This window comes from Gallibacterium melopsittaci (assembly GCF_042433085.1).
Lineage (GTDB): Bacteria > Pseudomonadota > Gammaproteobacteria > Enterobacterales > Pasteurellaceae > Gallibacterium > Gallibacterium melopsittaci.
Map to the genome: position 1 here is coordinate 41,114 of NZ_JBHLWA010000030.1, position 24,171 is coordinate 65,284.

At 35.8% G+C, this 24,171-nt stretch carries 27 protein-coding genes and 2 pseudogenes; 11 read left to right on the forward strand and 18 right to left on the reverse strand.

The window, feature by feature from the left end; all coding sequences use genetic code 11:
- Positions 1–14: 14 nt before the first annotated feature.
- Positions 15–416 (reverse strand): MerR family transcriptional regulator, encoded by a 402-nt coding sequence (locus ACFFHT_RS06570; RefSeq protein ID WP_382374617.1) that lies wholly within the window; start codon positions 414–416, stop codon positions 15–17.
- 73 nt (positions 417–489) lie between these two features.
- On the opposite strand from ACFFHT_RS06570, the gene ACFFHT_RS06575 reads away from it, so the two are divergent.
- Positions 490–1,101, forward strand: coding sequence for a cation efflux transmembrane domain-containing protein (locus ACFFHT_RS06575; protein WP_382374619.1), 612 nt, complete (start codon positions 490–492; stop codon positions 1,099–1,101).
- A gap of 157 nt (positions 1,102–1,258) precedes the next feature.
- On the opposite strand, the gene ACFFHT_RS06580 is transcribed toward ACFFHT_RS06575, so the two are convergent.
- From ACFFHT_RS06580 to ACFFHT_RS06610, 7 genes are all read right to left on the reverse strand, one after another.
- On the reverse strand, positions 1,259–1,444 hold the full coding sequence (locus ACFFHT_RS06580) for a hypothetical protein (protein ID WP_382374621.1): 186 nt from the start codon (positions 1,442–1,444) through the stop codon (positions 1,259–1,261).
- A gap of 24 nt (positions 1,445–1,468) precedes the next feature.
- Positions 1,469–2,527 (reverse strand): IS1595 family transposase, encoded by a 1,059-nt coding sequence (locus ACFFHT_RS06585; protein ID WP_382374623.1) that lies wholly within the window; start codon positions 2,525–2,527, stop codon positions 1,469–1,471.
- Between the two features lie 368 nt (positions 2,528–2,895).
- Positions 2,896–3,312 carry a hypothetical protein gene (locus tag ACFFHT_RS06590; protein WP_382374625.1) on the reverse strand — a complete coding sequence of 139 codons (417 nt, stop codon included), beginning with the start codon at positions 3,310–3,312 and terminating at the stop codon, positions 2,896–2,898.
- Positions 3,313–3,620: 308 nt separating this feature from the next.
- Positions 3,621–4,160 carry a hypothetical protein gene (locus ACFFHT_RS06595; RefSeq protein ID WP_382374627.1) on the reverse strand — a complete coding sequence of 180 codons (540 nt, stop codon included), beginning with the start codon at positions 4,158–4,160 and terminating at the stop codon, positions 3,621–3,623.
- A 184-nt stretch (positions 4,161–4,344) separates the two neighbouring features.
- Positions 4,345–4,536: a hypothetical protein gene (locus ACFFHT_RS06600; protein WP_382374629.1), complete on the reverse strand. Its 192-nt coding sequence runs from the start codon at positions 4,534–4,536 to the stop codon at positions 4,345–4,347.
- Between the two features lie 2 nt (positions 4,537–4,538).
- On the reverse strand, positions 4,539–5,384 hold the full coding sequence (locus ACFFHT_RS06605; RefSeq protein ID WP_382374631.1) for a DNA methyltransferase: 846 nt from the start codon (positions 5,382–5,384) through the stop codon (positions 4,539–4,541).
- On the reverse strand, positions 5,374–5,727 hold the full coding sequence (locus ACFFHT_RS06610; protein WP_382374633.1) for a helix-turn-helix domain-containing protein: 354 nt from the start codon (positions 5,725–5,727) through the stop codon (positions 5,374–5,376). The genes ACFFHT_RS06605 and ACFFHT_RS06610 overlap by 11 nt, the downstream gene beginning before the upstream one ends.
- A gap of 79 nt (positions 5,728–5,806) precedes the next feature.
- Here ACFFHT_RS06610 and ACFFHT_RS06615 point away from each other — a divergent pair, with 79 nt between their 5' ends.
- Both ACFFHT_RS06615 and ACFFHT_RS06620 read left to right on the forward strand, forming a co-directional pair.
- Entirely contained in the window at positions 5,807–6,844 is a 1,038-nt protein-coding gene (locus ACFFHT_RS06615) for an IS1595 family transposase (RefSeq protein WP_382374635.1), read from the forward strand.
- Positions 6,844–7,284, forward strand: coding sequence for a DNA repair protein (locus tag ACFFHT_RS06620; RefSeq protein ID WP_382374636.1), 441 nt, complete (start codon positions 6,844–6,846; stop codon positions 7,282–7,284). Before ACFFHT_RS06615 ends, ACFFHT_RS06620 begins: the two co-directional genes overlap by 1 nt.
- A gap of 12 nt (positions 7,285–7,296) precedes the next feature.
- On the opposite strand, the gene ACFFHT_RS06625 is transcribed toward ACFFHT_RS06620, so the two are convergent.
- Positions 7,297–7,737, reverse strand: coding sequence for a transcriptional regulator (locus ACFFHT_RS06625; RefSeq protein WP_382374638.1), 441 nt, complete (start codon positions 7,735–7,737; stop codon positions 7,297–7,299).
- A 94-nt stretch (positions 7,738–7,831) separates the two neighbouring features.
- Here ACFFHT_RS06625 and ACFFHT_RS06630 point away from each other — a divergent pair.
- From ACFFHT_RS06630 to aphA, 3 genes and pseudogenes are all read left to right on the forward strand, one after another.
- A pseudogene (locus ACFFHT_RS06630) lies at positions 7,832–9,454 on the forward strand (ABC transporter permease); the annotation flags it as partial.
- Positions 9,455–9,468: 14 nt separating this feature from the next.
- Positions 9,469–10,525, forward strand: a pseudogene (gene fbpC, locus ACFFHT_RS06635) (ferric ABC transporter ATP-binding protein).
- Between the two features lie 19 nt (positions 10,526–10,544).
- Positions 10,545–11,255: an acid phosphatase AphA gene (gene aphA, locus ACFFHT_RS06640; RefSeq protein WP_382374640.1), complete on the forward strand. Its 711-nt coding sequence runs from the start codon at positions 10,545–10,547 to the stop codon at positions 11,253–11,255.
- Here aphA and ACFFHT_RS06645 read toward each other — a convergent pair.
- From ACFFHT_RS06645 to ACFFHT_RS06685, 9 genes are all read right to left on the reverse strand, one after another.
- Positions 11,252–11,800 carry a uracil-DNA glycosylase gene (locus ACFFHT_RS06645; protein WP_382374642.1) on the reverse strand — a complete coding sequence of 183 codons (549 nt, stop codon included), beginning with the start codon at positions 11,798–11,800 and terminating at the stop codon, positions 11,252–11,254. The two genes, aphA and ACFFHT_RS06645, sit on opposite strands and share 4 nt — an antisense overlap.
- 4 nt (positions 11,801–11,804) lie before the next feature.
- Positions 11,805–12,818, reverse strand: coding sequence for a porphobilinogen synthase (gene hemB / locus ACFFHT_RS06650; protein ID WP_382374644.1), 1,014 nt, complete (start codon positions 12,816–12,818; stop codon positions 11,805–11,807).
- A gap of 98 nt (positions 12,819–12,916) precedes the next feature.
- Positions 12,917–13,648: a twin-arginine translocase subunit TatC gene (tatC, locus tag ACFFHT_RS06655; protein WP_382374646.1), complete on the reverse strand. Its 732-nt coding sequence runs from the start codon at positions 13,646–13,648 to the stop codon at positions 12,917–12,919.
- A gap of 27 nt (positions 13,649–13,675) precedes the next feature.
- A complete protein-coding gene (gene tatB / locus ACFFHT_RS06660) occupies positions 13,676–14,215 on the reverse strand; it encodes a Sec-independent protein translocase protein TatB (protein ID WP_382374648.1) in 540 nt (179 codons plus the stop codon).
- Between the two features lie 2 nt (positions 14,216–14,217).
- Positions 14,218–14,448 carry a Sec-independent protein translocase subunit TatA gene (tatA, locus tag ACFFHT_RS06665; protein WP_382374650.1) on the reverse strand — a complete coding sequence of 77 codons (231 nt, stop codon included), beginning with the start codon at positions 14,446–14,448 and terminating at the stop codon, positions 14,218–14,220.
- A 78-nt stretch (positions 14,449–14,526) separates the two neighbouring features.
- Positions 14,527–16,167 carry a ubiquinone biosynthesis regulatory protein kinase UbiB gene (ubiB, locus tag ACFFHT_RS06670; protein WP_382374652.1) on the reverse strand — a complete coding sequence of 547 codons (1,641 nt, stop codon included), beginning with the start codon at positions 16,165–16,167 and terminating at the stop codon, positions 14,527–14,529.
- Positions 16,164–16,796: a ubiquinone biosynthesis accessory factor UbiJ gene (locus tag ACFFHT_RS06675; protein ID WP_382374654.1), complete on the reverse strand. Its 633-nt coding sequence runs from the start codon at positions 16,794–16,796 to the stop codon at positions 16,164–16,166. The genes ubiB and ACFFHT_RS06675 overlap by 4 nt, the downstream gene beginning before the upstream one ends.
- Before the next feature lie 8 nt (positions 16,797–16,804).
- Complete coding sequence (gene ubiE / locus ACFFHT_RS06680) at positions 16,805–17,581, reverse strand: bifunctional demethylmenaquinone methyltransferase/2-methoxy-6-polyprenyl-1,4-benzoquinol methylase UbiE (protein ID WP_382374656.1); 777 nt, start codon at positions 17,579–17,581, stop codon at positions 16,805–16,807.
- Between the two features lie 9 nt (positions 17,582–17,590).
- Positions 17,591–19,048 (reverse strand): aminoacyl-histidine dipeptidase, encoded by a 1,458-nt coding sequence (locus ACFFHT_RS06685; RefSeq protein ID WP_382374658.1) that lies wholly within the window; start codon positions 19,046–19,048, stop codon positions 17,591–17,593.
- A gap of 137 nt (positions 19,049–19,185) precedes the next feature.
- On the opposite strand from ACFFHT_RS06685, the gene gpt reads away from it, so the two are divergent.
- The 5 genes from gpt (at position 19,186) to ACFFHT_RS06710 (ending at position 23,949) form a co-directional block, all read left to right on the forward strand.
- A complete protein-coding gene (gene gpt, locus ACFFHT_RS06690; RefSeq protein WP_065234819.1) occupies positions 19,186–19,644 on the forward strand; it encodes a xanthine phosphoribosyltransferase in 459 nt (152 codons plus the stop codon).
- Positions 19,645–19,674: 30 nt separating this feature from the next.
- The gene (lpcA, locus tag ACFFHT_RS06695) at positions 19,675–20,262 is read left to right on the forward strand and encodes a D-sedoheptulose 7-phosphate isomerase (protein ID WP_382374660.1); all 588 of its coding nucleotides are present in this window, start codon (positions 19,675–19,677) and stop codon (positions 20,260–20,262) included.
- Positions 20,263–20,338: 76 nt separating this feature from the next.
- On the forward strand, positions 20,339–21,883 hold the full coding sequence (locus ACFFHT_RS06700) for a phosphoethanolamine transferase (RefSeq protein ID WP_382374662.1): 1,545 nt from the start codon (positions 20,339–20,341) through the stop codon (positions 21,881–21,883).
- A gap of 90 nt (positions 21,884–21,973) precedes the next feature.
- Positions 21,974–22,636, forward strand: a complete 663-nt coding sequence (locus ACFFHT_RS06705) for a response regulator transcription factor (protein WP_382374664.1) — start codon at positions 21,974–21,976, stop codon at positions 22,634–22,636.
- On the forward strand, positions 22,618–23,949 hold the full coding sequence (locus ACFFHT_RS06710) for a sensor histidine kinase (RefSeq protein WP_382374666.1): 1,332 nt from the start codon (positions 22,618–22,620) through the stop codon (positions 23,947–23,949). The genes ACFFHT_RS06705 and ACFFHT_RS06710 overlap by 19 nt, the downstream gene beginning before the upstream one ends.
- Positions 23,950–24,171 lie beyond the last annotated feature (222 nt).

The following is a 24,171-nucleotide window of genomic DNA, read 5'->3' on the forward strand; positions in this document are numbered from 1 at the left end:
TCATGGGTAATCTTTTATTTTATCTCTCTAATTGCTTTAATTACCTGACAATGTGCTACATCATGTTCTTTACAACCAACAAATTGTTCTAAAAATTGTTTTACTTGTTGTAATTGTTCAATTTGGTATAGAACCTGTTGTAAGTGTTTTTCTGCTAAGTCATCTGCAATTTGGCACTGATTATTTGGATCCTCTTGTAATAGACAAAGTTGTTTGATTTCTTCTAAACTAAAGCCAATTGAGCGACAAGTCTTAATAAAGCGGAGTTGTATCAGTTGTTTTTCATTAAAAATACGGTAGCCATTTTTTTGCCGTTGAGCCGCAGTTATCAGTCCTAATTTTTCATAGTAGCGAATAGTCTCTAAATTGATCCCACTTGCTTTACTTAATTCATTAATTTTAAAAAATTTATTCATTACCTATTGACCCTGTAATGATTACGGAGTTTATAGTTTATTAAATTTTAAATGAAAACTCACGGAGATAATCATGTCATGTTCAAATCATTGTCATTCAAATTCTGCTCATTTCTCTTCGCAATACCGTTATACGTTATGGCTTGCGTTTTGGCTAAATTTCATCATGTTTATTGTTGAAATTGTGACGGGAATAAAATCAGGTTCCACTTCCTTGTTATCAGATAGCCTTGATTTTTTTGGAGATAGTGCAAATTATTTAATAAGTCTGTATGTTTTGCCTATGGCATTAATCTATCGAGCTAAAGCCTCTCTTATTAAAGGTGCAACAATGGGAGGATTTGGATTATTTATTCTTTTCACCACATTGTACCGTTGGTTTTATGGGGATATACCTAATTATAGCCAAATGAGTTTTGTTGGTTCTCTCGCGTTATTGATTAATCTTACAGCAGCATGGGTACTTTATCGTTTTCGAGACGGCGATAGTAATATGCGTGGTGTCTGGCTTTGTACTCGAAATGATGCTATCGGTAATATTGTGATTGTCTTAGCTGGCGCTGTCGTTTATTTTACTCAATCAAAATATCCTGACTTGATTGTTGCTTTTATATTAGCATTTCTTGCGATTCAAGCAGCACGTGAGATTATTTCTCAAGCTTGGAAAGAATTGAAGCAATCATAGCACTTTAAGATAAGGTTAATAATATTTACTATAATCAGTATAGCGGTCAAATATTGGAAGAATTTGACCGTACTTTGCTTACTAGAATTTCAATATATCGCCTTCTTTTGGTACATTGACATTTTCTAATTTATTGTCTTTTACAAATTGTCACATCTCACCAGAGGTAACTGTAACGTGGTTTATCAGATTCTTCTTGTTGCTCCATAACATCATCCCAAGGCAACCCCTCTTCATTTTCCAATGCTAACCAAATTGTATCATCTTGTACGGAATCGTGAGTATTATCCATTTCATAATCAAAATGAATATCTTGTATATCAATAACAATGATAGATTTCATAGTAAATATACCTCCCTTTTTCTATTAAGCTGCTATATGGTATTGTTGATTATCACTTAGACTTGATACCCCAAAGGAAACGGGCGGTCTTTTATTACCTTGCCAATAGCCGACGAAATGGCGTGATGGCGGACAACTTAAGCATTTATTGAGTAGTTCATTGAATTTCTCTTGAATACTTTTACGGCGTTCATCTTCTCGCCAAGCGATTTCATTTGCATAGTGAATAAGATAGCGGTTACTCATTCGGTGGTGTATTCCTGTAATCATTCTTCGTAACCGAGCAAAAAACGATTCGGCAAGGTTGTTGGTAATACCGTCTATTGAGCAGTATTCTTGTGAGTGATTTACTCGTTCTAGTTGATAATGCAAAGTAAGGCTATCGTAAGCTGGATTTTCATCAGCACAAATTGTGCTATTTGGTTTCACCAATGTATGCGTTAGGGCTAGGATGTCTTGGGTATTTTCTTCCTTAATAAGCGCTACAATACTTCTATCCGCACCTTGAATCCTATTCTGATTAGCTGCACGTTGGCGGAATACCATTACACAAGACTTGTCTTTGCGTTGATTGCGTTTTGCTCGTCTATCAATACGTTTATGTTTGAAGTTCTTCGGGCGAAGATAGTAATTCACATAACAACCATCTATATGAACTTCGCCCGAAAGTGCGGTTAAATCTTTAGTGAGATTAAGCGATTCTCTGAATTTATGCAGAAGAACCCAAGCTGTTTTATATTGCACATTGAGCTTATGTGAAAGCGCAACGGCAGACAATCCTTTACTCTCGGTAGTAAATAGATATAGGGCAATAAGAATTTGCCTTAGTGATAATTTATGGGATTGGAAAATGGTACCTGTCGTAATTGAAAAGCGAGTGTGACAATGCTTACATTGCCATTGTTGGCGGGTTTTAATGAAGTAGGCAAAATGACGAATACCGCAACGAGGGCAAACTTGCTCTTCTTCTGTTCCCCATCGGGCCTTTTTGAGTAGAGCCATTATTTCTGTATCAGCAAGCCCAGCCACTTGTATCAGTGACAAGCGGCGAGCTTTTGCAGATAACAGGAAATGCTGTGCCATAAAAACAAAAGTCCCTTTATTACAACTTTCGATTTTCCAAGCCTTTTTAGGCTTAAAAACAATCAAAAACTGTAATAAAGGGACTATTATCCGTGCCGAAAATGGTAGTTGTAAGGGAGGGCTATGTCAAGCGAAATTTTTAAACAGAAATCAGAATGTCTGTCAAGTTATTTTTAATAAATATTGCAAAATAATTTTAAGTTTTTGATAAAGAAAGATTATTTTTTAGGAATAATGAGTTATATTTATGATATTTACCTAGTTCGTTTGCTTTATTTTTAATCAGTTTTAATTTAATAAGCTGGATAAATAATGAGCAATTTTAATATTAAGCCACCCCAAAGGGTGGCAACAAAGAAAAATTAGCATTAAGGACAGCGATAATATCTTTTACTATCAACAATGATGGTATTCTTATCCACTAATTTGGCGCTAAGATTTTCTATTTTATCTTCTGCTTCTTCGTTTATTTCTCCCATATCTATTGTTTTCGCTTTGACTTGTGCGCTAAAAGCATCTTGAGTTAGCGAATAGAATTTAGCAACTTTATGTAAACTAAACCCTATAAATTCTAATACATTATGCTCTGGAGTGATATTTAGAATAGCGTATTCAGAAAAATCAGTTTGAGGATAGCAATAATTATAAGATGGATTCTTTTTATTTACCCATCTCCCTGCAAAAGCAACGGGAATTGTTTGTTCTATATACCCGCTATCACTTGGATATAATATCTTATTTATGTCGAAATTAGAGCATGCAAACAATATGTTTCCAACCAACAATATTATATTCCATTCACGATCGTTTTATCTGAGATGGTGGGTGTAAATTCTAAATTTCCATTTTCATCGAGAGAAAATTGTTCAGGATATGTAATACCGTCTTTTACAACTTGCTTTCCATCATTAGGTCTTTTCTTAACTCGAATTACTTGATTCCCATTGGGATAACGACTTGATTATAACGAAGAGCGAACCCATGAAAGCCTTGGTAATTTACCATCATCAGCTTACAGGGAAAAACTGGAAAACTCTAATTTAGCATTGTGCCATAAATAGGGAAGTTGACAGTAAGTTTTTTCTGGTATTCATTATATATATGAAAGCATATTTTCTATTGATTTAACTAAATTAATAAAAAATTCTCTAGCTATATAGTTATTATTTGATGGAATAAAAGATATTACTTTTCCCATTTGTTTTGTTTCTATATTTTCACACATTATACTGATAATATTTTTAGTGTTAAATATTGTTATTCTAATATTGCTTTTTGAATTTAAAAGTCTATGTATAACTTCTTTTACCCAATTATTATAATTTTCTCCGATACTATCATTTTCTAGAATATCACTATTATCAACATTATGAAATATTTTATTGGCTTCAATTTGATATATACCAGTTGTCCGAGCTTGTTTTATTTCATCTAAGAAGCTAGGTATATTTCTGAATTTACTATACGGTAATCTTTTACAAGGTTTTGGCATAGGTCTGCCACTTGGTGTTACTGCATTTGGTTCTTGAATTAAATTTATTAAATCAGATTTATTACTCCAACCATGTATGATTACTTTATTATTATGCTTTTCATTATATTCCACCCAAAATGTATAGTCTGCAATATGCACTGGTTTTAATTTTTCATTAGGTATTACACCGCCATATCTGGGGAGATCGTACCTGTCAGATTTTATATCTATGGTTTTACCATTAAATAAAATAAAATCAGCTAGAGGTGGTAGTATTGATTTATTTGAGTTAGAGTGAGCATATGTAATTGCAAAGCAAGTTCCTGAAAATGATATTTTATTATCATAAAAAAAATTTTAATAATGCGACTTCCGCAACTTGACCTATAAAATTGTTATCAGATCTTCTCTCTTTATATGTTGTATATGATAAAGATGGATCATCTTCTTGTAGATTGGTTCTCATTTCGCTAATAATCTTACAGAAGTTTATTTCTTCCTCTGTTAGAAATATATTAGTAGTATCTGTTTTCATTTTTAATTCTCTTTTCTAAATATTAAGCAAGTATGATGGGTAAAGTTAGGGACAAAACTATATGGATAACCATAAGGCATTAAAGCCTTATTGTCTTGGCACCATATTTTTTCCCCTTTTAGTACTAGCTTACATTTTTTTTGAAGTTCTCCAGCAAAATCATAAGGAATTGGATAAAAACGCCCCTTTCTATTTGTGCAAGATAAAACAACAACGCAGAACTTCTTATCTTTTAATTTAATACTAATTTTAGAGAAAAAATCACTTAATACTTTTATAAATTCATCATAATCATCAATATTCCCCAAATCTGATTCATCATCTGAATAGACTACATCAAGCCCCATTTTTTCTCTTTTTTTATTAATATGCCCACTATCCTTATGCAATACATTCCAGTATGGCGGACTGGTGATAATAAAATCTAAATCAGGAATTTCATCTATATTAAGATCAAAGCAATTCTTGTTATATACGGTTTGTTCTGTTCTATCACTAGCTATTTTAGCATATTCAGGATTTAATTCCGTACCAAATCCTTTTCTATTACTACCTAGAACAGATTTGTTTAAATTATCTACGGCAACTAACGAACTTCCAGTACCAAGAAAAGGATCAAATATTACCCCATCATTTTGAGTAAAGAATAATAAAAATTTTTCGACTAATGATTCAGGGTATTTTGCTGGGTGTAATATAACACCTTTTGCTCTTGGTGATGGACTTTCTATAAACCAAGATTTAGTAAATTCAACCCATTCTTTACTATTTAAGTGGTTAAGAGTATTTTTCTCTGAAATAGAGGGTTGTTTTACATTTTTTTTATATGAAAGGGAATCATTTTTCATTTTTTAGCTCTTTTGAAATTAATGATGCGTGAGATAAAATTATTTTTTTTCCTATACCATTTGCTTTTCTATATTCTGAAATTAAATGAATTTCAGAATCTATAAAAGATTGTTGTTTGCTTTCTTCGGGATCAATAAACATAACCCCTTTACCTGTTAATAGCCAATTTATATTGATATTCAATTTTTCAACTAAAATTGTCATTCCGTCGGAATTAGGTTCTCGATCTCCGCTAATATAGCCTTGAGCTGTTCTATACGGCAATCCTGTTAATTCTGCAAAGTCTTTGATTCGCCAACCTTGCTGACTGCAAAGCAGTTTTAATCTTTCTGATATACGCATTTGTGAAATTCCCCTTGAAAAAATTCACATTTCGTCGTAAAATTCAACACAATTTCACATTATGACATATTTTAAGGTTATGGCACAACACTTCCTCCTCAACGCTAAAGCACGCACGCTTTCTCCCATTAAGATAGCCCGTCTATCTGATGACGAAGCGTTCGATTTACTTTGCCAGTTGCGTTGGGGAAGTAAAGAAAATGTTGCCTGTCCTGAATGCGGTATAGCTCACAAAGCCTATTTCATCTCTACTCGAAAGCAATGGCGATGCAAATATTGCAATCATACGTTTAGCATAACCTCTGGCTCAATTTTCGCTAATCGCAAAAAGTCATTACAAACTTACCTTTATATTATAGCTAAGTTTGTAAATGCCGCTAAAGGCATTTCATCACTACAACTTTCTCGTGATGCTGATGTAAATTATCGAACTGCATTCGTATTATCTCATAAAATTCGTAAAGCTTTATTAGAAACACGAGATTTACAACCTTTATCAGGGGAAGTTGATATGGATGGTACTTACGTTCATCCAGCACCACGCAAAGCAAATAAGAAAAGCAACCGCTTGGATTACCGTTTAGCTGAAAATCAAAATCCTGATAAGCGTTGTATTATTGTGGCTAGAGAACATTATACAATCAATGAGAAGCAAGAAAATATACTGCATTGTGGCGCTAAACGGTCATTAGTCATGGTAGCAAAAACAGAATCTCAACCCATTATTGATGCTTTTGCCACACGTTTTGTTAAAGCCAATAGTCGTATTAATACTGATGAAAGTCATGCTTATGAAGTGTTATTACCACACTACAATTTACAAACAGTGAATCATAAAGAAATGTATCGCAGTGATTTAGGCGTAACCAATAATCAAGCAGAAAGTTTCTTTAGCCGTTTCAAACGAATGTATTACGGCCAAACGCATAAAATGAGTAATACCTATTTACTCAATTATGCGAATGAAATAGCTTACCGTGAAGATAACCGACGAAAGTCAAATGGTTGGCAGTTTAATGACATCTTGGGTAAATGTTTGCATACGACGAATAAAAATAATGAATGGTGTGGGTACTGGCAACGAAAAATTATTCATCAAGAGGTCGTCTGGCAATAATGGCAAAATTAGTCTGTATTAATCAAATAGAAAACAAAATTCGCTTATTACAGCGTGAGCGAGAGCAAGTAGTAAAACATTTAGCCCTTGTGGATGATAAATTACAAAAACTTGAGCATGCCCTTGAGGTATTACAGCATCGCCATTCTGTTAATGAATACAATACAGCTAATTTTACCTATAAGCTCTATAAACGCCTCTTCAAAGGCAAATTGCGAAAAATGGTGCTTGAAGTATTGAAGCAAGAGCCAAACCGTAGCTTTACCGTAAATGAACTGATTACTTTAGTGTTAATCAAAGACGGACAAGCAGATAAACCGATAACCGCTCAACATACTGCATCAATGCGTGGGGCATTACGCCACTGGTTAAATAAAGGCATTGTTGAGCGGATTGAATATAATATAGTCAATATTCGTTGGCGATTGAAACAACAATAGTCATATTCTGTACTATTTGACCTTTAATCGCCAATAACATTTTTTATCCTTCCAGCATTTTTCAACTAACGCTTTCTTCATCAAATACTGCAAAACCGTGTAGATTGTCTGTATTTGCGCTGTCGGTAAGGTATGCCCTACCTTTTGTCCGTCTAATACCATTGCTTGACGGGTAATTTCATTTGTACTTAACCACTTATCCGAGTGTTTTTTCAAGATACTGGCAATTAATTGTTGAGGAGAGGAAAGAAAACGGGCATTTCTTGCTTTTTTACTGGTTGAAAAGTGAGTGTTTTTTGAATGGTTTAGTGCGGTACGATAGTCCGCCATTTTTTGATATATATCTTTCAACTGTCGTTGAAGGGTAGTAATTTGTTTTTCAATTGCTTCACCGTCTTTTTCACATTCTGCAATAGCTTCTGTTAACGCTTTTTCTAATACTGTTCGTCCCATAGGTTTTTCTTACCCTTAATTAAGTTATAATAGGTAAGAAAAATGTAGCAAAAACAGAAAATTAAATCTTTGTGCATTTGCTACATAATACCGAATCTTTTTCTTTATCGTTTATCCAACATTCGCGATCTTTATCTCGATGTTTTACGATGGCGAACAGTTTAAGCCGAGTCAAATCATTGATATTGTTGGACAATCTTATATTGTTCGGGTAATTGCAAACTCAGTATGGTTATCTGCTTTTGTTGGTTTTATTTCAACCGTTTTTGGTTTAGCCTTTGCACTTTACACCACAAGAATTGCAAGACGTACTGCATTCATTGGTAAGATTTTCTCTATTTTGCCAATCGTAACACCGCCTTTTGTGGTCGGTTTAGGCGTAACCTTAATGCTCGGACGTTCTGGCTATCTAACAGAATTCTTAGTTGAACATTTTGGTTTTACCAATACTAACTGGTTATATGGTTTTAATGGTATTGCGATTGCTCAAATTTTAGCCTTTACCCCATTGGCTTTTATGATTTTGGAAGGTTCATTAAAATCAGTTCATCCTTCTATTGAAGAAGCCTCTTATACATTAAGAGCTAATCGCTATCAAACTTTCTTCCAAGTTATATTCCCGTTACTTAAACCTGCTTTAGCAAATGCTTTCTTATTAGTATTCATTCAATCACTTGCAGACTTCAGTAACCCATTAGTACTTGGCGGTAGTTTTGACGTCATTGCGACCCAAATTTATTTCTATATTGCTGGTTCTCAATTAAATTACGCGTCAGCCAGTACCTTAGGAACAATTTTATTATTGTTCTCATTGGGTATTTTTATTGTGCAATATATTTGGATTGGTAATCGTTCTTACGTTACCGTATCCGGTAAATCTTATCGTGGTGATGTACAAGATTTACCAGCTGGTTTAAAAAATGCCATTATTGCTCTGCTCGCCATCTGGGTGATTTTTAACGCAACACTTTATGGCAGTATCTTCTATGGTAGCTTTACGGTGAACTGGGGTGTCGATTACACCTTAACCTTAGAAAACTACGCTTCTCTTTTTGGACAAGGATTTAGTGACGGTGCATGGCCATCATTAATCAATACGATTATCTATGCAGGTATTGCCGCACCAGTAACCGCATTATTTGGTCTATTAATCGCTTATATTGTGGTACGCAAAGATTTTGCAGGTAAGAAAACACTTGAATTCTTAACCATGCTCTGCTTTGCTGTTCCAGGTACTGTTGCAGGGGTATCTTATATCCTTGCTTTTAATGACGCTCCTTTCTATATCACAGGTACTGGTATCATCATTATTATTTCGATGGTTATGCGTGATCTGCCAATCGGAATGCGGGCAGCAATTGCTGGATTAGGTCAATTAGATAAATCATTAGATGAAGCCTCACTTTCTTTAAAAGGTAGTTCTTGGAAAACATTGCTGTATGTCACTTTACCTTTATTAAAACCAGCATTGCTTTCTGCATTAATTACCAGTTTTGTGCGTGCTATGACAACAGTAAGTGCAATTGTCTTCTTAGTTACTGCTGATACTCGTGTGGCAACAGCTTATATCTTAAACCGTGTAGAAGACGGTGAATATGGTATTGCCATTGCCTATGGTTCATTACTGATTGTTGTGATGATGGCGATTATTCTTTTCTTTGACTGGTTAGTGGGCGATACTCGTATCTCTCGTTCAAAAGCCAAACAGATGATTTAAATTGAGGTTGTTTTATGAATAACGATAATAACTTTCTTGTATTAAAAAATGTCACTAAACGTTTTGGTAAATCTGTTGTGATCGATGATCTCAGTTTAACCATCAAACGAGGAACTATGACAACATTATTAGGGCCTTCTGGTTGTGGTAAAACCACCATTTTACGTCTTGTTTCAGGTTTAGAACGCCCGACCACTGGACAAATTTTTATCGATGGTGAAGATGTAACCAAGTCTTCTATTCAAAGCCGTGATATTTGTATTGTGTTCCAGTCCTATGCGTTATTCCCGCATATGTCGATTGCCGACAATGTTGGTTATGGTTTAAAGATGTTAGGTGTGAGTCCAGAAGAACGTAAACAACGTATTGAAGAGGCATTGGAGTTAGTTGATCTTGCTGGTTTTGGTGATCGTTATGTCGATCAAATTTCTGGTGGACAACAACAACGTGTTGCTCTCGCTCGAGCATTAGTCTTAAAACCAAAAGTATTGCTCTTTGATGAACCATTAAGTAACTTAGATGCCAATTTACGCCGTAGTATGCGAGAAAAAATTCGTGAACTACAACAAAAATTCAATATCACCTCGCTCTATGTTACTCACGATCAAAGTGAAGCCTTTGCCGTTTCCGATGAAGTTATCGTTATGAACAAAGGTAAAATTATGCAGAAAGCCCCTGCTAAAGTGCTTTATCAACGCCCAAATTCGCTTTTCTTAGCAAAATTTATGGGTGAAGCAAGTATCTTAAAATGGGTATCTACAAAACAATCAAGTGACGATAAACGGCTATACGTTAACACTTGAACAAGCAACAGATTTTAATGTGCCAAACGGAGAATGTTTGGTAGGAATTCGCCCTGAAGCAATTATGTTAGTCCAACAAGGTAATCCTGAAACACGCTGTACTATCAAATCAGCTGTTTATATGGGAAACCATTGGGAAATCATTGTGATTTGGGGGAATGATGAGTTACTTGTGAATCTTGCACCTGAACATTTCCATCCACAAACTAAGGAAGCCTATCTTCAATTTGCAAGCACAGGTATATTCTTATTAAATAAACAACAATAATGATTAAGGAGTTGTAATTATGTCTATAACATGGAAGAAACTTTCACTTGCTGTTTTACTTGCATCAACAGCAATGACTGTTTCTGCGGCAAAAGTGGAACCTTATACTCAACCTGGCACTAATGCACAAGAAATGCTGCAACAAGCACCAATTCATTGGGTGTCAATTGAGCAGATTAAACAAAGTCTGGCTGGTAAAGGCCCAATTAATGTCAGTTTTGATATTGATGATACCGTGTTATTTTCTAGCCCTTGTTTCTATTATGGCCAACAAAAATATTCACCAAATAGTTTTGACTATTTGAAAAATCAGGCATTCTGGGATGAAGTAAATGGTGGTTGTGATAAATATTCGATTCCAAAAGAAGCCGCTAAAGCATTAATTAAAATGCACCAAGAACGTGGTGATAGTGTTTACTTCATTACTGGTAGAACGGCAGGAAAAGTTGATGGTGTCACCCCAATTCTAGAAAAAGCATTAGGGGTAAAAAATATGCACCCTGTTGATTTTATGGGGGATCGTCCACGTACCACTAAATACAATAAAACCCCAGCAATCATTGAGCATAAAATCTCTATCCATTATGGAGATAGTGATGATGATATCTTAGCAGCAAAAGAGGCTGGTATTCGTGGTATTCGGATTATGCGAGCACAAAATTCTACCTATCTACCAATGCCAACGCTTGGTGGCTACGGCGAAGAAGTATTAATTAACTCAAGTTATTAATCCAATTCATTCCACACCTCGCCCAATGTGAGAAAATCTTGTTTCAACATTGGGCGAATTTTTCCATTATGCATCGCTGCCGCTGGATGATACATTGGCAATAATAAAAATGAATTATCCCCTCTGGTTAAAGAAAATACTTGCCCGTGTACTTCACTAATCTTGAGATCAGGTAAAAACACAGATAATGCAATTCGCCCAAAAGGTACAATAATTCTAGGTTTAACTAATGCAATTTCCGCCTGCAATAACTCAGTAAATGCCGTAATTTCACGTTTATTAGGATCACGGTTTTCAGGACGAAATTTGACCACATTAGTTAAATAGATATTTTCTCTCTCTAGACCAATCGAGTTCAGCATTTGATCAAAGAACTTGCCACTTGTTCCTACAAACGGCCCTTTTTCTAGCTCATCTTTACCTGGTGCATCACCAATAAACATAATTTCTGCTTGTTGATTGCCCCAACCAGAAGTTAGTTGCTGTTGTGGAAATTGTTGCTGCAACGCTGTTTGTAACGCTTGAATACTGAACTCGACTGTCATTATCTTACTTTTCTTCTGCTAACCATTGTGCAACTTGTTTCGCAAAGTAAGTCAAAATACCATCTGCACCAGCACGTTTAAAGCATAGTAAGCCTTCCATAATGCTCTCTTTTTCTTTCAACCAACCATTTTGAATTGCAGCCATTTGCATCGCATATTCACCCGATACTTGATAAGCAAATGTTGGTACACCGAAATGTTGTTTCACACGCCATACCATATCTAAATACGGCATACCTGGTTTTACCATTACCATATCCGCCCCTTCTTGCAAATCTAAACCTACTTCTTGTAAGCCTTCATCACTATTTGCAGGATCAAGCTGATAAGTAAATTTATTTCCCCCTTTGAGATTTACAGAAGAACCAACTGCATCACGGAAAGGACCATAAAAACAAGACGCATATTTTGCCGAATATGCCATAATTAATGTGTTAATAAGGCCATTGGCTTCGAGTTCACGACGAATTGCACCAATACGTCCATCCATCATATCACTTGGTGCAACCACATCTGCTCCAGCTTGTGCATGAGAAAGTGCTTGTTTTACTAATACTTCAGTCGTAATGTCGTTTAAAACATAACCCGTTTCATCAATAATTCCATCTTGACCGTGAGTCGTAAAAGGATCTAATGCAACATCTGTCATTACCCCTAATTCTGGATAAGCCTGTTTTAATGCGCGTACTGCTCGTTGTGCCAAACCATGTGGATTATAGGCTTCTTCTGCCATTAATGATTTTTTCTCTTGTGGCACCACTGGAAATAAGGCAATCATTGGTACACCATACTTCACCAACTCTCCCGCCTCAATCAATAACTGATCAATGGTTAAGCGTTCTACACCTGGCATAGATGGCACAGGTTCACGCTGATTTTCTCCCTCAATCACAAATACAGGGTAAATTAAATCATCCACACTCAGTTTATTTTCTGCCATTAAACGACGACTAAAATCTTGTTTACGCATTCTACGCATTCTGCGTACAGGAAATTCTGAAAAAATTTGTTGAGTCATAATTATCTTCCTTGTTTTTTACTTTCGTTATTTTCTTATAATGTAGAAACCGCCAAGATATGGCGGTTTCCTCCTAAAATGATTGAAAAATAATGAATTTACTCTTCTTCTTTTGGTTGATAGAAGCGAGCAAAAAACACGCCGACTTCAAATAAAAGATACATTGGTACAGCGAGCAATGTTTGAGAAAAGACATCTGGTGGGGTTAATAGCATACCGATCACAAATGCCCCGACTAAAATGTAAGGACGTTTCTCTTTTAAACCAGAAACGCTCACCACCCCACTCCAACATAATAAAATAATGGCAACAGGTACTTCAAAACAGATACCAAACGCTAAAAATAGCGTTAATACAAAATCCAAATAACTACTAATATCTGTTGCGATTGCCACACTTTCTGGGGCAGTTTTGGTTAAAAATGAGAACACAAGCGGAAAAACTACATAATAGGCAAATGCCACGCCCACATAAAATAATAATGTACTCGAAATGAGTAACGGATAAATCAAACGTTTTTCATGTTTATATAACGCTGGTGCGATAAATGCCCAGACTTGATACAAAATATAAGGAACTGATAAAAAAATTGCCGTAATTGCTGTTAATTTTATTGGCGTAAAAAATGGTGCAACAATATTCGTTGCAATCATTGTCGAGTTATTCGGTAATTCCTTAATTAATGGTTCTGAAACGATATGATAAATATCATTTGCAAAATAAACTAATGCGATAAACACAATCAGCACACATACAAAACTTTTTAAAATGCGATTGCGTAACTCAACTAAATGGGTAATTAGCGGTTGAGATTCATCAACACTCGGCATAACCTTCCCTCATTGATAACAACACAATTAAGATTCTTTTTTCTCTGGATGATTGATGATAGTTGCTTGCTGTTCATTTGGCATTGGATCATAAGTTGCTAGATCATCACTATGCTGTTCTAGAATTAATTTTTCCTCATCAATTTCTGCCAATTCAGCCTGTTCATCAGGTAAAACGTCTGTATGAGTAGCTGTGGCAACAGATGATTCTGCAGAAGGTGTATTAACTGATGACTTTAATTGATCAACTGCTTGATGTGCCACTTGAGTTTGCTGATCGAGCTGCTGCTGCATTTTTGCTGCCGAAGCCTTTAACTCTTCGACTGTTTTACTCAACTCTGGCGAAAGTGCTGATAAATTCAAATGTTCAGCTTTTTTAATACTTTCTTGCAGCTCTTGTAACTTTAATTCTTGTGCTAGTTCTGTTTGTACATTATTTGCAAGATTACGTAATGTACGAATCCAACTAACTACGGTACGAATAGCCACAGGCAAACGCTGTGGCCCTAATACAACTAAACCGATGACAAAAATCAGAACAAGTTCTGAAAAACCTATATCAAACACGGTTATGCCTGCTCTTTATCTTTGCTTTTTGCTGTTTCGCTAGTAGAACTGGTTTGTGATTCAATAGATTTCTTAAATTCAGCATCTTTTTCACTGTCTTCGCTCATTGCTTTTTTAAAGCCTTTTACTGATTCACCAAGATCTGAACCTAAGGTTTTTAATTTCTTTGTTCCGAAAAGCAATACAACAATTAAGACAATAATCAGTAATTGCCAAATACTAATTCCACCCATAATAATACCTCTATAAGTAAAAAAATTTCGTAGATTATACCGCTACTCTTAGTCATAAGACTAGTCGTAATCCATGTATTATTTCTTTAACGCACTTCTCACTAGCATTACACTGGCAAGAAGTAATAATCCTACACTTAGCCAACTTGGTAAAAAATGATAGCCAAATAACGCGCCAAAGAATAGCAAACTCGCCACAATAACGCTATACACCCGTTGGGTATTTTTTCGTTGCTGTAATTTAAATTCTCGCCGCATCAACACAAGTTCACGTTTAATCTCTTTCTGTTCCAATAATGCTTGATGCAACGTTTGTGGGAAAGAAGCAAAATGTTCACGCAAATAAGGAATATGCGATTGAAAATCACGATACATTTTCTTCATGCTAATTTGTTCATTCATCCAATTTTGTAAGAATGGTTTAGCCGTTTGCCATAAATCAAGTTGCGGATATAACTGACGGCCTAGCCCCTCAATATATAACAATGTTTTTTGCAATAGCACTAATTGCGGTTGTACCTGCATTTGAAAGCGGCGTGCTGTATTAAACAAATTCAATAGCACATGGCCAAAAGAGATTTCCGCTAATGGTTTAGAAAAGATCGGTTCACAAACCACTCGAAACGCCTGCTCAAATTCATCTAAGTCAGTATCTTCTGGTACCCATCCTGAATCAATATGCAACTGTGCTACTCGCCGATAATCTCGATTAAAGAACGCTAAAAAGTTTTCTGCCAAATAACGTTTATCCTCACTATTTAATGTTCCTACAATCCCACAATCGATACCAATATACTGTGGCGATTCTGGATGTTCATAGCTAACAAAGATATTGCCTGGGTGCATATCTGCATGAAAGAAACTATCTCGAAATACCTGGGTAAAAAATACTTGTACACCTCGTTCTGCCAACATTTTCATATCTGTACCATTGGCTTCTAACGCAGCGATATCTGAAATAGGAATCCCGTAAATACGTTCCATCACAATCACATTTTTGTGACAAAAATCAGGATACATTTCAGGAATATATAACATAGGACTATCAGCAAAGTTTTGTCGTAACTGTATCGCATTTGACATTTCTTGTCGCAGATCTAATTCTGCCAATAACGTTTTTTCATACTCTTGTACGACTTCTACAGGACGCAAACGATAGCCCTCTCGTGTCAAACGTGGGATCCATTTTGCAATGCGATACATTAACGCAATATCCAACGCAATCACAGGTTGAATATCTGGGCGTATGACTTTAAAAACGACTTCTTTCCCAGCTAAAGGCTGGTCAGCATTAAAACGTCCTGTATGCACTTGTGCAATCGATGCAGAAGCTAGCGCATTTTCATCAAATTGATCAAACCACTGTTCAATTTTGCCCCCCAATGCTTTCTCAATTTCCGCTCGTGCTAGTTCGCCAGAAAATGGTGTCACTTTATCTTGTAATAAGGCTAACTCATCCGCAATCTCTGGTGGGAAGAGATCTCGTCGAGTTGACAGCATTTGCCCAAATTTAATCCAAACTGGACCTAATGTTTGAAAAGCCAAACGTAAACGCATTCCTAATGATTTTTCAGAATGCTCATTTTTAATCCAGAAAAGTAATTTACTCGCACAACGAAGTGGACGGGTGAGTGCTATTTCAGGCAATGCTTCATCTAATCCATATTGCAACATAACCTTAGCGATTTGATAGAAACGACAATAGTGTTTTAACTTCATACTTTTCCTGTCAACCGATTGATCTTGTCCTCAAGTCGTTGTACATCTTCGCCTAAACTCTCAACTTGATCATAAAAATCTAACAAAGCCAATGAAGGAGCAATTACTTGCCACTCTTCTGTTAAACGTTCGCCCCAATGACGTTCTGTCGTTTGAAATTGACGTTTAAGGCGTTGTTGTAATTGTTGCGTACCACGACTCAAAGTATGTGCCATAACATCGCCTAAATATGGCGCTAATAGTTCTGCTGGATCTTTTTCTAACTTTTCAACCAATGCCACTGTATCTTGCAACACTTGCAAATCGCCTTGAAAAACAATTTTCTGGCGATTAATAAACTCTGCTAATTGGCTTTTTTGAGGACGTTGCCACAATATATTTGCATCTGCACATACCACACAATCTGCCTCTCCTTCATACTCGGTTAAAATATCTACTCGTTGTTGAGAAAACAGAAGAAAGCCGTGTCCACCCTGCTTAAAAGAAAAAGACAATACTTTATTATTTAATTTACGCAAATAAGGTTCTACCCCTTCACTGCGTTGGATTAAATAATTAAGTCCTTGCTCCAACAAGCTATTAGCCATTTGTGGCAACATTAATTGCTGTTTAAGGGAAGAAAGAAGCATAGTATTCCTTAAAACTTATAACCACGGTGTAAGGCAACAATGCCAGCGGTTAAGTTAAAATATTGCGTTTGTTCAAACCCAGCATCAATCATCATTTGTTCTAACACAGATTGTTCTGGATGCATGCGAATTGATTCAGCTAAATAGCGATAACTATCCGCATCATTCACTACCACTTCACCCACTTTCGGCAAAATATTAAATGAATAAAAGTTATAGACCTTACTTAATGGTTCAAGAATTGGTTTGGAAAACTCTAACACTAATAAACGACCGCCAGGCTTTAATACACGGTACATAGAACGTAATGCTTTGTCTTTATCTGTTACATTACGCAAACCAAAGCTAATCACAATACAGTCAAAAGTATTATCTGCAAATGGCAACATTTCTGCGTTAGCTTGTACATACTCAACATTACCAACTACCCCTAAGTTACGCAGTTTTTCCCTACCAACTTGCAACATTGAGTCGTTAATATCCGCTAAAATAACTTGTCCTGTTTCACCAACAATCCGCGAAAATTTAGCAGTAAAATCACCTGTTCCTCCTGCTAAATCAAGCACTTTTTGTCCTTTGCGTACACCACTACAATCAATCGTAAATCGCTTCCAAACACGGTGAATCCCAAAAGATAACAAATCATTCATCAAATCATATTTCGCTGCCACTGAATGGAAAACATTGGCAACTAATTGTTGTTTTTCTGCTTTGGCGACAGTTTTAAAACCAAAATGGGTAACTTCCTCACTCATTTCAGTTTGTTTTTGATGTTGTTGTTCCATCCCTTATCCTTATTTTTGTGCTGGTATATTCGCTAATAATTGCGTTAATAATTGCCAATACGTTGCTACTGCTGGAATATGACAACGCTCATCTGGAGAGTGTGCACCGAGAATTGTTGGCCCAATAGAAACCATTTGCATATGCGGATAAACCTTATTAATCAAACCACATTCCAACCCTGCGTGAATCACTTTAATCACGCTTTCTTTACCAAGAATTTGAGCATATAGTGCTTTCGTTTGTTTAACGATAGCCGATTCAGCTTGTGGTTCCCAACCTGGGTAGCGTCCTGAGAACTTCACGTCTGCCCCTGCTAAACGACAAACTGAACGGACTAAACTCACCACAGTATCTTGTCCATGTTCATTTAATGAGCGTGCTAATAGGGTTAATTTAATCTCTTGTTCCCGTGTTTCTAATACGCCTAAACTAATTGAACTCTCTACAACATCTGGCAAAGTATCACTATAACGTATTACGCCATTTGGTAAGCCATTAATTAAATCCAATAACGTTACTGTTTGTCCAAATGAAAAGCCTTGATTTACCGTTGTAGTCGAAAGTTCTAGCGTTAAATTAGTTTCGGCTTGAGATAGGGCAGCTTTTAACTCATCAGTTAATTTAGCCAATACTGTTTTAAATTGTTCACTTTCTGCTCGATCAACAATCACAGTCGCAAACGCCTCACGTGGAATCGCATTTCTCACTGATCCACCAGCAATATCAGCTACACGAAATCTGACTTGTGTAGCAGCTTGTTCCAATAAGCGAGCTAATAATTTAATCGCATTACCACGATTAAGATGAATATCTGCTCCTGAATGTCCACCTCTTAACCCAGTTAATGCAATATGCCATGCTTCTTCATTGGCTGTAATCGCTTGCCAAGTAATTGGATAACGAATATCGACATCTTCGCCACCAGCACAACCAATATAAATTTCCCCTTCTTCTTCCGTATCGGTATTAATCATAATTTGGCTATGTAACCAGTTTGGTTGTAATCCTAAGGCACCACCCATTCCTGTCTCTTCACTTGCAGTCAATAATACTTCCAATGCTGGATGGGCAACATCTTCACTATCCAATACTGCTAGACAAGATGCCATTCCGATACCATTATCTGCACCTAAAGTCGTTCCCTTCGCTTTGACCCAATCCCCATCTACATAAGGCAAAATTGGATCAGTCAAAAAGTTATGTGCGGTATTTTTATTTGCTTGTGGCACCATATCTAAATGTGCTTGTAATGCGACTGGTTGACGATTTTCCATTCCTGAAGTTGCGGGTTTACGAATCAAAATATTGCCAGCGTGATCTTGTTCTACCCAGAGTTGTTTTTGTTTTGCCCAATTAATGATGAAATCTGCGAGTGCTTGTTCATGATGAGATGGATGTGGAATCGAACAGATGGTTGCAAACCATTTCCAGATAAGTTTTGGCGATAATTCAGTAATTGACGACATAAAACTCCCTCTAATATCGTAATTTTTATCTAAAATAAAAAGAAATTGCGTTAAATGATAGCACGAAAAACAATTTCAGGTTATCCTTACGCAATTTTATTTATCACTTCAAATCAAAAACATAAGGTATAGTTATTATGAGCGAAAAATATGTTGTTACTTGGGATATGTTTCATATGCACGCACGCAAACTTTCTGAACGTTTGCTCCCTGCATCACAATGGAAAGGGATTATTGCTGTAAGTCGTGGTGGTTTATTCCCAGCAGCAGTTATTGCACGTGAATTAGGTATTCGTCTAGTAGAAACGGTATGCATTGCAAGTTACGACCATGATCAACAAGGGACATTAAAAGTGTTACATCGTGCAGAAGGGGATGGTGAAGGTTTTATCGTTGTAGATGATTTAGTGGATACTGGTAATACTGCTCGTGCTATTCGTGAAATGTATCCAAAAGCAAAATTTGTCACTGTGTTCGCTAAACCAACTGGTGCACCATTAGTCGATGATTATATCGTTGATATTCCACAAAATACTTGGATTGAACAACCTTGGGATATGGGTATTACCTTTGTTCCACCACTCTCTCGTAAATAATTTTAAGCTCAAAAACATTTGGAGTTGCTTATGTACTTGGCACAAATTAAAGCAGAATTAACTCAAGCTGCTGATGTGTTGGATAAGTTTTTATCTGATGATAAAAATATCCAACTTATTCAAGAAGCGGCTTTATTAATTGCAAATAGTTTTAAACAGGGTGGAAAAGTCCTTAGTTGTGGTAATGGTGGTTCACATTGTGATGCAATGCATTTCGCAGAAGAGTTAACTGGACGTTATCGGGAAAATCGTCCAGGCTATCCAGCCATTGCAATTTCTGACGTTAGTCATTTAAGTTGTGTGAGCAATGATTTTGGCTATGACTATGTTTTTTCACGTTATGTCGAAGCAGTAGGTCAAAAAGGTGATGTTTTATTTGGCTTGTCTACTTCTGGTAACTCTAAAAATGTCTTAAATGCGATCGAAGCAGCAAAAGCTAAGGGAATGAAAGTCATCGCTCTCACTGGAAAAGATGGGGGTAAAATGGCTGGGTTAGCCGATGTTGAAATTCGTGTTCCTCATTTTGGCTATGCTGATCGTATTCAAGAAATTCATATTAAAGTCATTCATATTCTGATGATGTTAATTGAATTTGAAATGGCAAAAGACAATGCTTAATTTCATGATGTTAGTTTTAGGGGAGATCTCTCCCCTAATTTTTTGAGTAGATTATCGCTTAAGTTAGAAAAATATAATGAAAATATTTTCTTCTTTATTCCAATTATCAACATTTAAACAGATTTTCATCATTATTATTGCACTGATTGCTTTATATTTTTCTTCATTATTTATGTTAATGGGAAGTGGCAAACAGATTGGCATACAAGATGTTTTACTTTTAGCATCTCTAATCCTAATTTTTAATTCCTCTCGAATTGCTTTTTATGCAATCATTTTACCTATTGCCATTGCCTATACATTATATACGCCTGTTGGTCTGATGTTTGGTGAACCCAATTACCAATATTTAGCTTCTGTACTCGCCACTAATGTCGCAGAAGGTGCCGAGTTTTTACAACAAATTCCACTAAAATATTATGCAATGGCGATTGCTATTATTCCGTTATTGCTTATATTTCGTTATCTCACGCAACGTTTTCAACTCAAGTTTTATCGTAATAAAACCTTACTATGCTTAATTTTAGGTTTCACATTAATTAATCAAACACCATTCTCGTTTTTCTATACCTTTTTTTCTGCTGCCAACCAAGTAAAAGATGAGTTATTAAAACTCAATCAATTCCAGCTAGAAAGTGAATGGGGCCCAGCAAAATTTTCTGGTAAATATCAAAATTATGTTTTGGTTATTGGCGAAAGTGTTAGACGGGATTACTTACACGCTTATGGCTATCCAATTCAAAATACACCATTTATTGAAAGCACTAATGGAATTATTGTTGATGGTTTAAAATCAGCCGGTAGCAATACCATTGCTTCGTTACGCTTAATGTTAACTAAACCAGATACTAAACGTTGGGCGCCTAATTATTCATTAAGTTTAATTGATTTAGTCAAAGCAGCTGGCTTAAAAACCTATTGGATTTCTAATCAAGGATTCTTTGGTGAGTTTGATACGCCAATTACCGCTATAGCGGATCTCAATGATGAAAAATATTTCATTACCAATAATGATTCTATCCGTAATACCTCAAGTGATTTCCAATTACTTGAGCCACTAAAACAAGTATTACAAGAAAAAACAGATAAGCCAAAATTTATTGTTTTACATTTATATGGCTCACATCCAAAAGCATGTGATCGCATTAGGGATTACAAAAATATTGCTCCAGTCAAAAATAAAAAATATCAATATTTAAGTTGTTATGTATCATCAATCAAGAAAACCGATGAAGTACTTGCACAGGTGTATCACGCATTGCAACAACAATATCAAAAAGCACATCAGCCATTCACAATGATTTATTTTGCCGATCATGGTTTAGCACATAAAACAATTGATGGCGAAATTCTCTTTTTTAACAATGCAGGTAGCCCTTTACATCATGATGTTCCATTATTTATGACTGCATCAGATAGCCAACAACATAGCAAATGCAAGAGCTTCAAATCGGGTTTGAACTTTACTGAAGCTATTGCAAATTGGATTGGTATTACCAATGAAAAAGTTTCTCCCGAATTTAATCTATTTAATTGCCAAGATGATCCTGATAGTTATGGCTTAGAAAGCCGCTTACCTAAAACAAAACTCGATCCCGCAATTGATATTAGAGGAAAATAAGTCTTTAATTCGCAGTAAATTTATTTTGGTAACTTTACTGCGAACGCTTAAAATAAGCGCTATCTCAACTCTTATTAGGAAACAAATAGTATGCGAATTCTCTTAGTTGAAGATGACCCAATGATTGCCAATGCGTTATCTGAAAGTTTAAAAGATGCTAGCTATGCAGTGGATTGGGTAGAAAATGGTGAAATAGCATTGAGTGCAGTAAAAGCACAACCCTATGATTTAGTACTACTGGATTTAGGCTTACCAAAAAAAGATGGACTAGTTGTCCTTGCACAATTACGTCAACAACAATATCGTTTCCCAATTATTATTCTAACGGCCAGAGATGACTTACCAAGCCGTTTACAAGGGCTAGATGGTGGTGCTGATGATTACATCATTAAGCCATTTGATATGGCAGAATTATTAGCGAGAATTCGTGTTGCATTACGCAAACAAAGTGAACATTTAACCTCCGAACTCTGCTACGGACCATTAAAACTCAACTTAAAAACCTATCAAGTTCATCATTTAACAACGAATGACACTCACCAACTAACCAATAAAGAGTTCGCCATTTTACAAGTTTTATTACAACATCCAGGTGTAATTTATTCTCGTAGTGATCTGGAAGATAAAATTTACGGTTGGGGAGAAGAAGTCGAAAGTAATGCCGTTGATTTTTTAATTCACTCATTAAGAAAAAAATTAGGCAAAGAAGCAATTAAAAATATTCGAGGTGTTGGTTGGACTATTCCAAAATAAGCCGATTGTTGCGTAAATGGCGATCTTCGATACAAGCAAAACTTACCTTTACGCTAGTTATCGTTACTTTTATTACTGTCGTCATTACTGGCATTACGACAGCTTATAACGCATTTTATGCAGCCTACCAGTTACAAGATGATTGGCTGATTCAAACTGCACGTTTCGTTTCATTGCGTGGCGCATTAGCAGAAGAATTACCTTTACATGATGATGACAACCAGATTTATGTCCAGACATCTCTGACACCTCCGCGTGATAAATACTTTATTCCTTTTTTAAATCAAATGTACGAGGGCTTTTATACCATCAGAATTAATAAAAAGGAATTTCGTGTTTATATCCGACAAATCAAAAGTTTACGCATTGCTGTGATGCAAGAAACAGAATTTCGGACAAAAAAAGCCATTGAGTCAACATGGGAAACTATGTTGCCGTTCTTAGTATTTATTCCTTTAGTGACTTTACTGAGTATTTTTGTCATTAATTTTACTTTTGTACCATTACGCAAACTATCGACCGCTATCAAACAACGAAATGAAAATGATCTGAGCGTCATTCCTCTTACCAATACACCTTATGAAGTACATAGTTTTATCAATGCAATTAATCACTTGTTAAAACAAGTCGATAAATCAATGAAAGAACAACAACAATTTATTGCCAATGCAGCACATGAATTACGTTCGCCAATGACCGTGCTATCTTTACAAGCGGAACGACTTGCTACTCATACTGTACCAGCAGAAACAAAAGAACAGATCAAACAACTCAGTATTGCTATCCAACGTAACCGCCATCTTCTCGATCAACTGCTCTCTTTTGCTCGAAGTCAAGCACACCAATCACAATCTGATTTAGGTTTAATCTCAGTAAAAAATACATTTAAACAAGTCGTTGAAACATTACTGCCATTGGCCGAACAGAAACAAATCGATATGGGAGTTATTAATGAACAAGATTATGTACTTAAAATAAGTGAAACGGATCTCTTTACTATTATCAAAATCTTAGTTGAAAATGCGATTTTATACACTCCACCTGGCAGTTTAGTGGATCTAGACGTGAACAAGGTAGATCAAAAAATTATCATCAGTATTGAAGATAATGGTAACGGTATTCCACCTGATGAATACGATAAAGTGTTAAAACCTTTTTATCGTATTTTAGGAACTCAACAACAAGGGACTGGTTTAGGATTAGCGATTGCCAATACTTTGGCACAACACTATCAAGCAACACTGCAATTAAAACCAGCGCAACAGTATGATCATGGATTACGAATTGAGGTTATCTTTCCTGTTAATGCTTAAGGAAAATAGTATGTTGTCATAATGGGAGCTATACTGATGCTCCCACTTTTTAATGGGCATATAGGACAAAAAAGTTGGTCTTTATCTATTTTCATTGTCTATAGGACAAAAAAGTTGGTAATTATTATTTCTCATAATTCTTACCAGCTTTTCTTATGGCATAGTAGACAAAATTGTTGCTGATGTGTCAAAAACTATGCCAAGTGGACAAAATTGTGGCTA